Raw genomic sequence first — 17,873 nt, 5'->3', positions numbered from 1 at the left:
TTGTTAATGAACAAAATTTAAATTTTTCCTTGACGATTTTGGATGTGCTGAAAAAGCGGTATGATTTTCTAATCCTTTAATGGTAACTTTTCCTCCGTTAGATTCATAATCATGAACGAAATGTTCTAAGTTTTCCATAACAGAATTGTCTACAATTTTCGTCTTTTTTAAATCGATTGTAACGTTAAATCCGTATGGAATTTCTTCTAATTTTCTTTTAATTCCTAAGAAATTGGTGAAAATCGCAGCTTTGCTAATCGTAACTAAATACTCATTTCCTTCGAAAGCGACTTCTGTAGGTGCTTTAAAGAATGATGAAATTGGAGTTCCGTGTAATAAGTGAATAATCATGTTTAAAATCATACCAGCAGCGATACCGACTAATAAATCTTCAAATAAAGTAAAGAAAATAGTCACTAAAAATATGGCTAATTGTTCTTTTCCAATTTCAAAGGTATGAATGAATTCTTTCGGATGTGCTAATTTTATTCCAACCGTAACTAACATGGCTGCTAATGCGGCATTCGGAATCATTTCTAATAAGGGTGAAGCGACTAATAAAAAAGCTAAAATGAAAAAACCATGAAAGAAATTCGCCCAACGTGTTTTTCCACCATTGTTCACATTTGAAGAACTACGTGCTACTTCAGCAATCATTGGTAAACCACCTAAAAAAGCAGCGAAAACATTTCCAATTCCAACAGCAATTAAATCTTTATTAGCGTTCGATTTTCTTTTGAAAGGATCCGTTAAGTCAATAGCTTTTACAGTTAATAAACTTTCTAAAGTTCCAACCAAAGCAAACATAATCACGAATTTAATAAATGTTCCTGTTTGTGAAATTCCTTCAAAACTAGCGTTGAAATTAATGTTATCTACTAAATTTCCAATTTTTACTAAAGAATAAGCCGGTTCTGTATGAGCGAAATCCATATATAACTCAGCTGGAATAGCGAATAATAAAACTACAAGCGGCGCTGGAAACATTTTGATATACTTGTTTTTGATGTATGGCCAACCCAACATAATGGCTAAACTCACCACACCAATAATAGTCGCTTTATAGTCTAAATTCATAATGAAATTCGGAATGTTAGCTAATAATTCTAACGGACCTTTCCCTTTTGCCAAAGCTGGATTGTCATTTAATAATACTGGAATTTGTTTCGCAATAATAATAATTCCAATGGCGGCTAACATGCCATGAATGGCCGAAAGCGGAAAGAAATCGGCAAGTTTTCCAAGTTTTAAAACACCAAATAAAATTTGAACAAAACCCGCAATTACCATGGCGCCTAAGGCTAATTTCCAACCTAAAATTGGATCGCCTTGTCCAAATTCGGCAACTGCGCTAGCTACAATTACAATTAATCCAGCAGCTGGACCTTTTATAGTTAATCGTGAACCAGAAATTAAACTGACTAATAAACCACCAATAATGGCAGTAATTAATCCCATAATTGGTGGAAATTCTGATGCTTTGGCAATTCCTAAACTTAAAGGAAGCGCTAATAAAAATACGATAAAACCAGATATGGCATCTGATGAGAAATTTTCTTTTAATCCCGCAATTCCGTCTGCTGGGAGGATTTTTTTTATTTTTGAGTTCATATAAATGAATGTGTTTATATTGATAATTTAAATATTTGCGAAAAGTCTATTATCTTTCGTCTATAATCTTGTTTCTATTTATGATGATTTATAAGGTAATTCGTGATAGGTTTTAATGTGTGTACCTAAGAAAAGTCTGGTGTAAATTCTAACGCCAGCTATTCCAGAAACCACAAAACTACTTGCCACTAAAAAAGCTAAAACTACTTGGTGACTTTCAATATGGCTAAACAATAAATCTTCGCCAATAAAAGTGGAAGTAATTGGAAAACCTGTAACGCCAAGTGCTGCTAATAAGAAAAAGAAAGCAAATTTTGGATGTTCATAAACGTGTCCAGAATGTTGACTTAATAAAATTCTTTTTTCCATTGTTTTTAATTTCAATAAAGCGATGTAACCAATTGTTCCCGCAATTACAATTCCTGTGATATAAAGGGATATTTCGTAATAACTTACTTTTTCGTTAAACAAAATGGCTAACACAATCCAGAAATGATTAAAAACAATTAGCAACCAAGCTACAAACGGACTTTTTCTTTCTGAAAAGGCTTTGAATACGAATACTAATCCAATCGCAGCAAAAATTTCAGGCAAATAATTAGTCACATAACTTGGAATGGAATTTTTGTAATACAAAGTGATGCTTCCAATTAAATACGTGCTTAAAAACAAGAAGAATAGTTTTCTTAAGTTTAAGAAATTTAATTTGTTACCAATTGTGTTTAATGGATTCCAAAGGAAAATTCTAATTATTTTTTCCAAATAAAATTCGTTGATACTTAAAACATATAAAGCATTTTCTAATTTTTTAGGAAGGATACTTTTGCTTACTTGTTTAGGTACGAAATTGTAAAATTGTTCTCGGATTAAATAACTTACCACAGATGGTGAAACCAATAATTGATAGGTTCTTAAAAACGCATTTCCAGCGATATGAAATAAAGCTAATGTTTCGAATCCTAATGCAATTTCAATAAATATCAATCCAATTTGAGAAATCGAACTATAAGCAATTTGACTTTTTACGGAGGATTGTACTCTAGCAATTAATGTGGTAATGATACTTGTGGTGAAACCCATTACGCCAATGGCAATTCGCATAGACGTTTGGTGTTCCCAAAAAGGTAGGGTTCGTAACATTAAAAATGCACCTAAATGCACCGAAAGGGAACCATAAAAAATAGCACTTGATGGTGTAGGACCTTCCATAGCTCTTGGTAACCAAGAAGAAAAAGGTACTTGAGCAGATTTTACTGCTGCTGCACACGCCAAACATAAGGCAATAAACGAACCAATTAAGGTGTGATTTTGCAAATGTTCGTTGACCAATTCGTAATTATGTAGTCGGATAAAAGTGATGTTTTCATGGAACAAATGATGACTTGCCCACATCGCTAAAATAATTCCCACATCACCAATTCTATAAATTGAAAATACTCGGAAAGCATTTTTTACAGGTAAATAACGTTCTCGGTAAAAACCAATTAGTAAGAATGATGAAATTCCGATAATTTCCCAACCGATAAATAAGGTTTCAAAATTTCCTGATAAAATGGCTAAATTATATCCAAAAAAGAAGAATAAAACCGTTATAAAAAAGCGTTTGTATCCTTTTTCTCGATGTAAATAATAGCGACTATATGTAGTTATCATTGAGGTTAATAAAGCACCGATGAATAAATATACCGCAGTTACTTTGTCGAAATAAAAATCTATAAAGAAGTCGTAGTCATTTGTTTTGACTAATGATATTTCGAATAAATTTAAATCTTTGCTGCCGTTAATTATCCAATAGGAAATAAAAACGCATAGCACTAAAAACTGAACAAAAACGGTTGTAAATGCCGTCCAAGATAGCCAAGACTCTTTCTTTTCAGGAATAAAAAAACTAATCAAAAATCCTACAATAGGAATAATGATAAATACTAATAAAAATTCATTTGTCATCCTCTTATTTTATTAGCGTTATGTTTAAATTTTCCGAACTCGTAATCGCATATTCCAAAGAATTATCGATAGTTTGTATGTTATAAGAAACAGGTTTGTAAATTTCAAATTCACCCTTCACAAAACGATATAGTTCTTTAGTTTCTGGATCTAAGGCAACTAAATTCACCCAATTATTGATGAACCATTCGTAAGTTGCAGGAGATTTTGTTATGGCATATTTTACAATTTCAGGAAAATGTTCTACTACAATTAATAAGCGTAATGGATCGTGAACTTCAATCATTTGACTAGGTAAACCTGGTCGTAAATCACCATCAATTCCATTGGCTACTCCAATTAATCCCATTACATTATGAGGTAATTTGGAACCAGCGCCGAGTTTATGATTGTCGACTCTAGAAAAATAATATTCTAAATTAATTCCACCACCAACAGGAGCTACGGCATTTAAAATTCCAGCTAAATAATCGCCTTTTGGATCTACTTCATAATCAAAAGAATTCATAAACGAACGTCTGTCTAAAAACACATGGTCTGAAACGCTTCTTCTACCAACAATACACATGGCATTTGTTGCGTGATTTAATTCAGGTCGAGGTTCAAATAGTGAAACCGAACGATTTTTTATTTTCTCATGTACTTTTGAAATGCTAAGGTTAGAATCAATTGTATCAAATCGTCTAGAGCGTTCTTTGGCATTATTGGCTAAGGCATTTGTGAATGTTTTGCTGTTTTCTTTGTGTGAAAAAGTGTTTACTACAGAAAGTAATGCTTCATCGTAAAAAACAATTTCATCTCTAGTTGTATCATGTAAAGCCGGTAGAAACTGAGTTTCAGCTGGAATAACAATGCCTCTTTCAGCCAAAATTTCACGAACTTTTACATGATTGGCTGCGAAGCTTAATACTTTCGCATTCACACTACTTGGTCTTCCGCTGCACGCACCGCAATCGTAACCGGCAAAATGGGTGTTGTTTACGCTAGTTGCGCCGTGTCCAACCACGTACACAAGAGGTGCGAAGTTTTCCACTAAACCAATACTTTTTAAAATCCCTTCCACGCGGTTTGCCATTTCTTCCACTGAAAAACCAACTTGTAAACCTTTAATAGTTTCCTTTGGATTGGTGTTTTCAATAACTAATTGCGATTTCTTATTCAAATGTTTAAATGAAGAAGAAGTGGCTGGTGACATGCTCGGTTTAAAAATATTTAAAAACAATTTAAACGCTGAGGTATATCCTAAAGTTTGAGAAATAAGCCAACCAAATACTAAAGAATGCGATTTCTTATGGTAATGATAATCTTTAGCGCTTTTCTTTTTTCTCGGTAATTCTTTAATTAAAAATTTTGGAGTAACAGGTGCTGGACATAATTTGGTAAAGAATTTTCCATTTATAGGTTGATAGAAAAATTCGAAATTAAAAAACGCAGCAGTTCCAAACGTTTTTGCATTAGGCTCTAAAGCTTCAACATGTCTACGTAATGAACATTCTCTGTCATCCATACAAAAGAAAGCTTGAAATTTTGTAGTTTCTTTTGACGTTTTTACACTTGTTTTATGTTGTAAACCTGTTAAGGCTTGGTTGTAAAAGGTCCATTCAAAAGCTTCTTGCCAAATAGAAAGCACTTCAAAATATTCAGAATAGGCAGATTGAGAAAATAAATTTTCGGCGTCAAAAGTGATTTTAGAAATAAGTGGTTCCCAGTTTTCACCAAATTTTTTATCTAATGCGTCAATTTCTAAAAGTAACTCGAAAGTAATAAGTTCTTTTAAAGTTATTTTTCTTTCATCTAATAGAGAAGTGGGATTGCTTTCCAAAGTTGCAATCATACCGCTCCATCCAGGATGAGAAAATTGTTGATCAAAGAGATAATTTTCAAAATACAAACCTTCTCCCACTAAAATTTGAAGTAATTTATAAATGGAAGTGTCTTCTTCTAGTAATTTCTTAGCTCTTGCCGTTGAAAAAATACTAAAAACACCATTTTTATCTAATTCTTTTATAGAAGCTAAAAACCCGTCTTGATGAACAGGAAATGTCCAAACAGAAATACCTTGATCTAAATAACTGCATAAGATTCTGAAAAGAATACCATGTGTAGATTTATCTAAGTTTATGGCATATTTTTCTTTCCAAAGACTTCTAAGTTTTCCAATCTTAGGATGAATGGCTTCGTCGTAATTTTTATGTAAAATATTTTCTTTCCAAGATGAAAAGTTGTCTTCTCCTTTTTTCTGATAAATAATTTTATCTAGAATTTCTGAGTTTATTTGGTTGTTTTTTAGCTTGTTTCTGAAATCAGAAAGCGGTAAAAACGTTTTATAACCAAATATTCCAGATGATTCTTGTAAGGCAGTAAAGAAGTCTTTATCCTGAAAAGCATGTAATGTGTTATGATGCACAAAGTCTTTTAACGGATTTTGTGCAGGTAGAAAATGCGAAAGTTTGTGAAGAGTTGCTTCTTCGACAAATCGCAATGAAGTTGAATTCATTATATTCTAAATTAAGTTAATAACAATGTAAATTTGCTTAGTTAGCAAATGGTTGTAACTATTGTTTTAACTTAGATGGTGTTTCCAATTACAAAATAAATCGTACAGAGGTGTACTTTTTTGTAGGAGACAAAAAGAGGTTTTGTTATAAAGTTTTTGGTCTTCGGTAACAGAAGAAATGAAAGTTTCCGAATTAGATATGGGAGTAAGCCAATCAAATTCAAAGTCATCTTCTAATTCAGATTCTTCATAAAAGAAATCGGAAAAATCGTTGGTTTCTTCAATTTCGTGATAGAAAGAAAGTGCTTTTAAGGTATTTTTTTCAGATTGAACATAACTTGTTTCTTTGTTTAGTTCAATTGAAGTAGTTGTTATTCCTGTTGCATAAGATAGTATCAATCCTAATAGCGGAGTGATAAACAATAGTTTATGGAATATTTTTTTAAGCACTGATGTGTTTTTTTTAACAATACAAATGTACTTGTTTTTTAGTCACAACAAAATAATTTAATATTTTTTTAAGTTTTACTTGCCAGAACCAAAAATGGTTGTATATTTGCACTCGAATTAAGGAAGAGATTTTCTTATTAGTTCTTAGAATTGACAAATTGATTTAAACATATATCGCGGGATAGAGCAGTAGGCAGCTCGTCGGGCTCATAACCCGAAGGTCACAGGTTCGAGTCCTGTTCCCGCTACTAAATTAGAAAAGCTTGTAGAGCTAGAAAACAAAAGGTTTTGAATACTTTCAAAGCCTTTTTTTTTATGTCTAAAATTCTTCATATATTGGCAGCAGTAAACGACTTGTCAAGGATTTTAAAGGACGGTTATGACCCATACGACTCATAAGAAGTTATAACTGAAATCATGTCTGTAAAAGGCGCATTTTCTTTTGGATTGAATTTAAAAAAGAATGTGATGAATGAGAATTCGTTTATTCGATTTAAATCTAGAATTAAGCGTTTTGAAGTTTATTTAGATAATGGTTTTACTCATCGATTTATAACTTCAGTTGATAAGCGTGTAGTGATGGATTATTTAAATCAATTTTTAAATACATCAAGTCCAAGGAATAGAAATAATACTAGAACAGATATTCGAACAATGTTTCAGCTTTTTGAAGATGAAGATATTATTCCTTCAAATTTTGTTTCTAAATTGAAACACTTAAAAGCTCCTCCAAAAAGAAATAAAAGTTATTCTGAAAATAAGTTAGAATTCATTTATGAGTATCTTAAAAAGAATGATCCAAATTTATTGTTATTTGTCAAATTTGTATCATATAATTTCTTGCGTCCTATTGAAGTTTGTCGTTTAAAAGTTGAAGATATAAACTTCAAAGAACAAACTTTAAGTGTTAAGGCTAAAAATAAGTTAGTAAAAGAGAAAATCATTCCAAATATCTTAATGGAAGAATTATCTTTTTTGTGTAAATACAATCCATCCGATTTTATTTTTACTCCAAAAGGAGAACCTTCTGATTGTGAAGCTACAGATGATAACAAAAGAGATTACTTTACGAAGAAATTTAAGGAAGTAAAAGATTTGTTCACTAAAAAAGCTAAAGATGAGCTAAAGATTATTTTGCTTTAGGTAGTGAATATGGAATCTATTCATTCAGACATGCTTTTATTACAAAGATTTATCGTGAAATGAGAAAGACTTTAACTCCATTTGAAACAAAGAGTAGATTAATGTTAATTACTGTTCATAATACTATGATGGCTTTAGAAAAGTGTTTACCCGATATTGATGCAGAATTACCTGAGGATTATAGTGATTTAATCAATTAAGATTATTAATTATTTTTATAATGTATTAAGTATGCTTGTTATAGTAAAGTATGTAATATTATAATAAAAATAGATTTAGAACATGAAATTTAAAAAATCTATTACAGATGCGGATTTATCTAGTGCTGGAGACGACTTTCACATATTGTGGTCTATTAAGAAATCTCTCGAATTACTAAACTTTGAGAAAGCAGGTATAAAGGCTATTACAATTGAAGGATTTGAAAAGAATTTGTCAAGAAAAATTGATTTTTCTGGGGAAAATTTTTTAGGAATTGATTTGACGGAATATTTTGGAGGGAATGATTTTAAAAGTTCAGAATCAATTGTAATTTCTTTGTTAAAATACAGCACAAGAAGATCAAATGAAAATTTTACTTTTTCAAAATTGTATGAGGGTAAAAAATCGAGCTCTTATGATGGGTTAATCATTCATAGGTTAGCTACTATTTTTAAAACCTTTTTAGATGAATTTGGGAGAGATGAAGTGATATCAAAAATTAAATTAGTTAGTAATAGAAGTGTTAATGCTTTATATTTAAATCAAATTACTCAAATTCAGAATTTTTTAATCAGAAATAAAAGAGCTTTGAGTTTTAATGCTGTTTTAAATGATTTTCTGAAATATTAAAAGTACCTTTTTTAAAATTGAGAAAGGCATCGAGGTTAAATTTGAAAGACTTCACTGATTTTATAAGGTTATTAGATTTTGAAGATTGTGGAACAAATTCAATTCATTATTTAAAATGATTTGGGATAAAATGATAACTGAAAATCGTGATGAAAGAACAATCACATTGATTGATAACAGGACTGTTTATAAAAAAGAACTTTCCTAATATCACTAATGAAGAACTTTCGGAATTTCATACTTATACAAAGGGTATTCCGAGAGTTCAGTTTTATTCCTTAAATCTCAAAAAGTAAGGAATAAATGAGGTTGTAAATTATCTGAAGCCAAATGGAAAGGTTGTAGAGGATTTAATTTTAGATAAAATTGAACAAGCTGTAAGTAGAATAGGAAAAGATAAAAAAGAACTTGTAAAACAATTTCTTGTATAATAACTTACAACACCATTAGACCACAACAACGATTACTAGGAAATAAACCAATAGAAACTTTTAACGGAAAACCAATTTTAGTAACAAACTAAAATTGTGATTTTAACATACAAAAAACTAAAAGAATTAAATTTCATCAAAACAATATTTGTAGAATATATAAATAAAGAAAAGCTGTACCTAAAATTAAATTTTAAATACAGCTTTAACAGGATTTTGATTATTGCAAGGCAATTTCTTTTTCGAAACTCATCTGTGTGCTTTTTTTTGCAAAAATACTATTTATTACTAACATTCTAATCTTCGAATTGTTATTTTAGCATCTGAATAAGAAATACAAAGGTTTGTTTCGTATTTTACCAACGAATTGAAGCAGATTTAATTATACCTATAAAATATATAGAATGGCTTATAAAATACTTATTGTAGACGATCACTTGGTAGTTAAAACAGGTGTGAAAATTATTTTGCAAAGCGAAATAGAAGGACTTTCTATATCTTTTGGAGCAGATTTTTGTGATTTATTACAGATCTTATCTAAGGAAAATTATGATTTAATTATTTTAGATATCAATATTCCTGGGGGAAAAAATACAGAAATGATTACTGAGATAAAAGCTATGATGCCAGAAGTTAAGGTTTTAATGTTTTCAGCTTACGAAGAAGAATCTCATGCTTTACGATATATTCAGGCTGGCGCCAACGGATATTTAAATAAATTAAGCGGAGAAGACAAAATTGTTGCTGCTGTAAATTCAATTATGAATCATGGAGAATACATTCCGGATGATATCCGATCATTATTACAAGCTAAAAAATTAAATAATGAACCTATTAATCCCTTTGATAAATTATCGAATAGAGAATTAGAAATCACTAAATTATTAATTAAAGGAAATGGTAATTTAGAAATATCGAATAGTTTAAACATACAAATGTCTACTGTAAGTACCTATAAAAACCGAATATTTGAAAAGCTAAAGATTAATAATTTAGTAGAATTAATAGAGGTGTATCAGTTGTATCTTTCCTAAATATAATCTAAAATAATTTCCATTGTAGTGCCTTCATTTTTTTTAGTATTTATTTTTAAATCACCATTTAAAAGTTTCACTAATTCGAGAACCATGTGTAAACCAATGCCATAGTTTTGAATGCTTAGTTTATCTGTTTCGTTGTTTTTTAACAAGTTTAAATAATAGTTTTTAATTTCTTCCGAAATACCATTTCCCGTATCTGTTACTCCAACATATAATTTTTTACCTTCTAGTTTTACACTTATATGTATTTCACCATTTTTGGTGTTTTTGATAGCATTATCTAATAAGTTATGGATAATGATTCCTATGACTTTTTTGTCTATTAAAAGAGGATGTGCCGTTTCATTTTTATATAGAATTTGAATGCCATTTGCTACTGCGATATTTTCAAACAAGTCCATTTTTTCATAAATTACCACTTCAATTGGCTCTTTTTGAAGCTGGTTTATGTTATGATGTTCCATAAATATTTTAGAATAATCTACCAAGTTTTCTACAAATCGAAACAATTGATTGGCTGATTCATGCATAATTTTAGCATTATCTTTTAAAGTTTCGTTTTCGGTTTTTGATACTTTTTCATCTAAATGTTTGGCGGTAATTGCAAGAAATCTTAAGGGACTTTTAATATCATGACTTATAGTACCAATTAATTTTTTTTGCTGTAAAATTTCTTGCGATAAATTGTTTTTTGTGATTTTTAAAGCTTCAACCGTTTTAATTAGTGCATTAGTTCTTTCGTCAATAATTTGTTCTAATTCTTCGTTTTTCCTTTGTATATATTTATATCTTAATCTCGATATAATTAAAATACAACCAATTATGAATAGTATAATTATAAATTTAAACCAAGTTTTTTCATAATACTTATACGGAACAGAAAGTACTATTTTTTTAGTTTGGTAATTAGAAGAAAAACCACCAATTTTTCTGATAAATAGGATGTGATCACCGGGAGGTAAATTGGTAAAACTAATTGTTTTTTTTTCTCCACTTGTTGAAATCCACTTACTGTTTTCACCTAGCATCAATTTGGATTCGAAATGAATATTATTTCCATTACCATAATATGGAAAGTCGATTTTTAATTTTACTCTAGTATTTTTTCTAGATAAATATACCGTATCGTTAAAATAAATAGTTTCGTTTTCTGTTTCTCCTTCATGGATAAAAAAATCACGAATTGGAATAATTTTATTTACTTTTTCTGGATGAAAAACCACCAAACCATTTAAACTTGGAAATATAATATACCCATTTTCTAATTGACAGGTACTTGGTTGACAACCCCCGTTAAATTCATTAGTAAGAAATCCATCCTCCGTATCATAATGATGGTAATAAACAGGTTTTTTTGCTACAATATATTGAAGTAAACTTGATTTTGCAACTTCAATTAACCCTCTATTTGTACTGATCCAAAAATGCCCCTTTTTGTCTTCATTGATGCAATGTGCAGAGTTTAAAAATTGATTCGTATCAAAAGGGAGTTTAATTAATTGCTTATCTTTTAGTAAACTAAATCCATTATTGTAAGTACAAATCCATATTTTATTGTCTTTACAGATAAAAATACTTCGCGCTTCATTTTTACCGAGTGAAACAGTTTGTACATTTTTGCTATTGGGTTTATAAAATAAGATTCTTTTTTTTCCAATCATTAAAATCGTTTGTTCTTTCGTTTCTGCAAAAAAACTAACAGCATCTTTAATAAAAAACTTCCATTCGGGTGTTGCTTTCTTTTTGTTAGCATCTATAGTAGCCACTCCACATTTTGTTTGTTTTGTGGATCTAAATCCGACCCATATTTTGTTTTTAGAATCACAAAAAATAGTTTTAATTTCTGTTTTAAAATCGTAAGTATTGGAAGTGGTATAGTTTGTAGCTTTGTGAAAGCGTATTAAAATATTGTCGTTTTGTATCCAAATATTTTTTTGTTGATCTAAAGTTATAGCATATGTATTTCCGTTTTGGTTTAATTTTAAATCTTTAACCAGTCCGTCTTTGTTATAAATTTCTCCTTTAGCCGTAATAAATTCCGTTTTTGTTAAGGCTGTTATCGCATAATAATTATTATTTGTACTAGTAGGATTTGTTAAAACAGTAAATTTATTTAAGGTAAGGATAGCTAATCCTTTGTTTTGTGTACCCAAAAATAACTTTTTGTTTTTTGTATCATAATACACACAACTAATTAAATTATGATCATTTTTTAATTTCACTAAGGTTGTTAAAAATAATTTATTCTTCGATTTACTAATCATTGCAATTTGATTAGCAGAACACAGAAAATATTGTTGGGTTAAATGATTGTAAATAGTTTTTGAATTTGAAGGTAAATTTAGTGTGTTTTGAGTTTGAAAATTTGAATTAAAAAAGCTATAAATTTTGGAGTTGCTCAAGCAAACTAATTCGTTATGGATTAAAAAATAGTCATTTGTAGGTAGGTAATTGTGTGCAACTTTCTTTATTAATTTATGTTTTGAAGAGTAAAACGAGATGTTTTTTGCTCCAATAAGATAATAGTTTTCGTTAGTATCTTCAATTCTACATCCTAAAAAATGGATTTTTGTATGGAGCTGATGATTGAGGTAAAATCGCTTATCTAAATAATCTAAAACGTTTTTGTTAAAATTGTTTTTTTTGATTTTATTAACTTTTCTTTTTGTAATAGAAACGAAGTCGGCTCGTTCATCTGTAAAGGCATATAAGGCATCTTTTTTAATATTACCAAACAAATACAAAAACCGATTGGATTGCAATTCCATTGTAGTATTGTTAAAGTTTTTGAAGTTTTGCCCATCAAATCGCGCCAATCCATTTTCAGTTGTCATCCAAACAAAACCATATTTATCTGGAGTAATACTTTTAACAGAATTTTGTGGTAAATGTTCCTTATCTGCAGAATACCACTCCTCAAAATAACTGTTTTGTGAATAAATAGTATTAGAAATAAGTAAAAAAATGGTTAATAAAACTTTAAAAGTAGTATTTTCTGTTAACTTCATCGACAAAATGTTTTAAAACATCGACCAAAAACATTTGTAGTTTTAATTCTACAAACAATGTAGTGGGCCGTTACAAATATCTTAAAAAAAAGTTAATACTTTTGTAAAGTTGTTCATATTGTTTAGAGTCAACATTATTTAATCCTAATAAATCCATACACATGAAAAAAATCATTGCACTTTTGTTTTTCTTAAGCTTTACTCAAATGTCAATGTCTCAAGACTTAACTAAAGATTTTAAACTTTTTGCAAAGAAAGATTTAGAAATTTTAAAAACAGTTGTTTCAGTAGGTGTTGAACAAGAACAACCTATTTTAGATTTTTTTTATAAGAAGTATAAGCAGTATTCCATTTATTCGTTAACAGTTGAAAGGAAAAAGGAAATTGCATTAGAGTTTGAACAAGAATTAAAACTTTTGATTTATCCAAATGAAGTTTCTAAGTTAGAAAAAAACAGTAAAGTATTAAAAAAATTAGTTTCAGAATAATTTTTTTAATCAATCAACTATAAACTTTTTTAAAATTTAATTTTATTAATTATGATAACAAAATACTCAAAATTTAAATTTGGTCTTTTGTCTTTGCTAACTTTCTTTTTAGTTACTTCAATGTATGCTGAAAATGGGAAAAACACCAAAAGCAAAAAGTCGAGTTCTATAAAAAACAAAGAGTCTTTTTCAGCAAAAAGCAAGAACAATACTACTTACAAAAAACTTGTTGCTGCTCCAATAATTAGTTTAGATGTAACAAATATTACTGGAGCGGGTGGTGTAAATATTAATACAACTGCTTGTTCTAGTGGTTGGGAAATATTAGACAACTCAAATACAGGAGCGACTTCTAATTTTAATTCTCCAGATGGAGTAGTTATGTCTATGACGGTGACGTTACTAAATCCACAAGACGGAGTAAATGAGCAGTTGTCAATTGGAGGTTCATATGCAGGTGTTTTAGTAGCTGGTAATGGATCACAAGTTTTGACAATTACAAATGATGGTTCAGCTTCAACTAATACAATGAGAAATGTTTTAGATGATTTAATTTATAAAGATTTAGCAACAAATCCAAATACTGTTGTACAACGTCAAGTTAGTGTTCAAGTTACTGATGCGATTGGTCAAATTTCAAATGCACCAATAGCTTTTTTCAATGTCACAAAAGCTGCAAACTCCGGAAATACACCAGGTCCGCTAATTGTTTTTACTACAGGATTTACTGTGGATTTATTCACTGGTTTAGATGGTTCGCAAGATTTAGGTGGTACTTGGGTTGATGTTGATGGTACTGGGTCACTAGCCGGAAGTATTGTGACAATTGCTTCTTTACCATTAGGAGGTTCAACTTTTAGATATGATGTTAATGCACCACTTCCTTGTGGTACCGCATCTACATCGGTCTTAGTTATAAAAATGGATGCTAATGAATTGCCTTTGACTTCTTCTAGCTCTTGCGGTGTGTTAGAAACAAACTATTCAAATCCATTATATTCCGCTAATTCAAATGATCCCATATATATATTTAATTCTGGTGGTAACGATGGTAACTTAGAGTGCCCAGCAGGTGTAGATGTCGCAACAACTTATAATTGGTATAAATTTAACCCAGCTACAAATTCTTATGCAAATTATGCATTAGGTAGTACAAGAATTCAAAGTAACCTTCCTGATGGGGGTTATTTGGTTGTAAGAAATGATGCAGGAACTATTACAGAAGGTAGAGCTTGGATATGGAATGTTGCATCAAGCAACCCTAATGCTGGTGTTGATGCGATTGTTTGTAAGGGTGATACTCATTCTTTAAACGGAAGTATTGGAGGTTTAGTTCAAACTTTTACGCACTATGACCCAGTAAGAAGACCCTTTATTATTGGCCCAACTACTCGAATTTCAGTACGATTTAATGCTACACATACCTACGTTTCTGATTTAGGCTTTTATTTTGTTGATCCTTCAAGTACAATTACAATTCCTTTAGCTGTAAATCAGGCAAATACTTGTAATTCTGGAGATAATGTTAGTAATTTAACATTTAGTAATCAAGGTGCACCTGCTTATTTCAATTATTGTTCACCAGTTGTAGCACCACTAACAGGAACTTGGAACGGATATTATACTGGTACAAACCCAACAGATTTGCCTAATAATACTAATAAATTAATTAATTGGGCGCCTCTTTATGGTATAGATGCTAATCAAGGGGGATGGGCTGTACAAATTTATGATTGTGTTGGCGCTGACATAGGGAATTTAACCGGAGCAACAATTATTTTTGATGATGGTTTTGGTAATATAGTCACATATACAAGTGGCTCAATTAATGTGCCAATTAATGACAACTCATGTACTCAAGCTACAGCTTCTATTTATGTGGTGCCTTCAAGTCCGTTAGTTACTGTAAGTCAGACATTAACAATTAATCCTAGTGTTGGTGTCAATGGTTCGTCAGGAGGATGGCAATGGTCTTATAGTGTAGACGGTATTGCTGGTCCATATGCGGAATTTAATAACACAACTTTAACACCAAATTTAGTAGTTAATCAAAACACATGGGTTAAACTTACTTTAGATAATAGTATATCATCTTGTAATAGAGAAGATATTTTGTTTATTCAAGCAAATCCAAGATCTAATGCTGGTTTAGGAACTAATTTAACTGCATCGTTAATTGATCCAATAATTACATTAGCAAATCAATTAACAGGTGAGGACGCAGGTGGTGTATGGACAATAACCGCTGGAAGTCCTGGTCCTGGTTCCTTTAATGCAGGTGCAGGAACTTTTGATCCCGCTCTAGCAGGTATTGGTTCTTACACTTTTCAATATTTAGTGACTGGTACCGCTCCCTGTCCTAATGATATAGAAACGTTTACGGTTGCAATTTTAGCAGATAATGATGGAGATGGGATTGATGACTCAACTGATTTAGATGATGATAATGATGGAATTTTAGATACTGTTGAAGTTGGAGATACTGATGGAGATACGATTCCAAATAGCTTTGAAATAGATTCTGATAATGATGGCTGTAACGATGTTAATGAGGCTGGATTTTTGGATTCAGATAATAACGGTACATTAGGAGTAACACCTGATACAGTAAATGGCTCAGGTCAAATTACTGGAGATGGTGGTTATACTGGGACAAACGCCAATGTAACAACTGCAGGTTCTGCAAGTGCAATTACAACACAACCTTCAAACCAATCAGTAATTTCTGGAAACAACGCAACATTTACTGTAGCAAATTCTGGTGGTTCAGGTGTAACAACGTACCAATGGCAAGAAAGTACAGATGGAGGTACAACATGGAATAATATAGTAAATGCTGGTATTTATAGTGGCGCTACAACAAATACATTAACATTAACCGCTGTTACTGGTGCTAATAATGGTTATGATTATAGAGTTATAATAACAGAATCTAATTTTGTTTGTGCCAATGTACAATCAAACGCAGTAGATTTAATTGTTAATCCAGCTCCTGATAATGATGGTGATGGAGTTCCTGATTTAACAGATTTAGATGACGATAATGATGGTATTTTAGATACTGTTGAAGATACTAATTGTGCATCAGGTCCTTTTGTGGTTGAAAATATTTTAAATGAAGTTTTTGAAACAGGAACAATTGGTTTCCCAGTACCTAAAGGAAATTTAGTGGGAGTTCCTGGTATAGTTGGTTTATTAGAAGCATATAATAGTAATCCTGGAAATTCTTCAACAGTTAATGTTGGTGAATATTCAAGTGTTATTGGTTTTGATGGAAATCTTACTAAGGTTATTAATGCAAATGGTGGTGGAATTACTGATAATTTGCAAATGTCTTCGTTTGTAGTAAAAAAGAATATTGATCTTGTAGCTGGAAATGTTTTTACAGTTAGTGCTGATTTTTCATTGGATATGACTACAGGTGGGACTAGTAATGAATATGGTATAGCTTTAGGAGCTGGAGGACAAGATCCAATTTGGGGAAATGATGTACCGGGAGTTCCTGATGGGGTCTTTTTATATGGACATGGTGTATCTTTAATACGTGAGCCAAATAGTTCAGGACCAGCATTTACTGCTCCACCAAGAGTTACCGGATGGTTTAGACAAAAGTCAACGTATTATGTTGCAGATAATGGATCAGGAGTTTTACATTTATATGCTAATAATGAGGGTTATCAATATGGCCCAACAGGTATTCCTACTAGTGCACCTATTATCGCTAATGCAATAAATTTTGGTCCAGCAAGTAATTATCCGTGGTTAAATAATGCTTCTTTAAGTGTTTCAGTTGATCAATATGTTGATAATATTGTCATAAATGTTAACCATTGTGATTTTGATGGAGATGGGGTACAGAATTCTTTTGATTTAGATTCTGATAATGACGGTTGTAACGATGTTAATGAGGCTGGATTTTTGGATTCAGATAATAACGGTACATTAGGAGCAACACCTGATACAGTAAATGGCTCAGGTCAAATTACTGGAGATGGTGGTTATACTGGGACAAATTTAAGTGTAACAACAGTTGATTTAGATTTTGATGGAGATGGTTTAGTAGGAACTTGTGATACAGACGATGATAACGACGGAATCTTAGATACGACAGACCCTAACGATACGAATCCAGATATTTGTGGTGACTCAGATGGAGACGGATGTGATGACTGTTCAGTAGGAACGGATAACTTCGGACCCTTATCAGACAGCTTACCAGCAAATGACGGAACGGATACAGATGGAGATGGAATATGTGATACTGGAGATACAGACGATGATAACGACGGAATCTTAGATGCTACAGACCCTAACGATACGAACCCAGATATTTGTGGTGACTCAGATGGAGACGGATGTGATGACTGTTCAGTAGGAACGGATAACTTCGGACCCTTATCAGACAGCTTACCAGCAAATGACGGAAC

11 protein-coding genes and 1 tRNA gene are annotated in these 17,873 nt (G+C 31.1%); 7 read left to right on the top strand and 5 right to left on the bottom strand.

The genetic code is table 11. The features are described 5' to 3' along the window. Positions 1-3 precede the first annotated feature (3 nt). The 4 genes from G6N05_RS13220 to G6N05_RS13205 form a co-directional block, all read right to left on the bottom strand. A complete protein-coding gene (locus G6N05_RS13220; protein WP_166130385.1) occupies positions 4-1,611 on the bottom strand; it encodes a SulP family inorganic anion transporter in 1,608 nt (535 codons plus the stop codon). A 78-nt stretch (positions 1,612-1,689) separates the two neighbouring features. Beyond that, positions 1,690-3,558: a proton-conducting transporter transmembrane domain-containing protein gene (locus G6N05_RS13215; RefSeq protein WP_166130380.1), complete on the bottom strand. Its 1,869-nt coding sequence runs from the start codon at positions 3,556-3,558 to the stop codon at positions 1,690-1,692. A 4-nt stretch (positions 3,559-3,562) separates the two neighbouring features. After that, positions 3,563-6,055: a YbcC family protein gene (locus G6N05_RS13210; protein WP_166130376.1), complete on the bottom strand. Its 2,493-nt coding sequence runs from the start codon at positions 6,053-6,055 to the stop codon at positions 3,563-3,565. A 66-nt stretch (positions 6,056-6,121) separates the two neighbouring features. After that, positions 6,122-6,505, bottom strand: coding sequence for a hypothetical protein (locus tag G6N05_RS13205; RefSeq protein WP_166130371.1), 384 nt, complete (start codon positions 6,503-6,505; stop codon positions 6,122-6,124). A 175-nt stretch (positions 6,506-6,680) separates the two neighbouring features. On the opposite strand from G6N05_RS13205, the gene G6N05_RS13200 reads away from it, so the two are divergent. The 5 genes from G6N05_RS13200 (at position 6,681) to G6N05_RS13180 (ending at position 9,944) form a co-directional block, all read left to right on the top strand. Next, positions 6,681-6,753 (top strand) — tRNA-Met (locus G6N05_RS13200). A 169-nt stretch (positions 6,754-6,922) separates the two neighbouring features. Beyond that, positions 6,923-7,648 (top strand): tyrosine-type recombinase/integrase, encoded by a 726-nt coding sequence (locus G6N05_RS13195; RefSeq protein ID WP_166130367.1) that lies wholly within the window; start codon positions 6,923-6,925, stop codon positions 7,646-7,648. Between the two features lie 59 nt (positions 7,649-7,707). After that, positions 7,708-7,848, top strand: a complete 141-nt coding sequence (locus tag G6N05_RS13190) for a hypothetical protein (protein ID WP_166130363.1) — start codon at positions 7,708-7,710, stop codon at positions 7,846-7,848. A gap of 82 nt (positions 7,849-7,930) precedes the next feature. After that, positions 7,931-8,479 carry a hypothetical protein gene (locus G6N05_RS13185; protein WP_166130360.1) on the top strand — a complete coding sequence of 183 codons (549 nt, stop codon included), beginning with the start codon at positions 7,931-7,933 and terminating at the stop codon, positions 8,477-8,479. 835 nt (positions 8,480-9,314) lie between these two features. Beyond that, the gene (locus G6N05_RS13180; protein WP_166130356.1) at positions 9,315-9,944 is read left to right on the top strand and encodes a response regulator; all 630 of its coding nucleotides are present in this window, start codon (positions 9,315-9,317) and stop codon (positions 9,942-9,944) included. Here G6N05_RS13180 and G6N05_RS13175 read toward each other — a convergent pair. Next, positions 9,941-12,958 (bottom strand): sensor histidine kinase, encoded by a 3,018-nt coding sequence (locus G6N05_RS13175; RefSeq protein WP_166130352.1) that lies wholly within the window; start codon positions 12,956-12,958, stop codon positions 9,941-9,943. The genes G6N05_RS13180 and G6N05_RS13175 overlap by 4 nt on opposite strands. A 161-nt stretch (positions 12,959-13,119) precedes the next feature. On the opposite strand from G6N05_RS13175, the gene G6N05_RS13170 reads away from it, so the two are divergent. Continuing rightward, entirely contained in the window at positions 13,120-13,446 is a 327-nt protein-coding gene (locus G6N05_RS13170) for a hypothetical protein (protein ID WP_166130348.1), read from the top strand. A gap of 51 nt (positions 13,447-13,497) precedes the next feature. Beyond that, a partial coding sequence (locus tag G6N05_RS13165) for a beta strand repeat-containing protein (RefSeq protein ID WP_394351478.1) occupies positions 13,498-17,873 on the top strand: 4,376 nt, incomplete at its 3' end.

The sequence above is a fragment of the Flavobacterium bernardetii genome, assembly GCF_011305415.1.
Taxonomy (GTDB): Bacteria; Bacteroidota; Bacteroidia; order Flavobacteriales; family Flavobacteriaceae; genus Flavobacterium; species Flavobacterium bernardetii.
The sequence above is the reverse complement of the archived record's forward strand: the minus strand, read 5'-3'. Positions and strand labels throughout refer to the sequence as shown.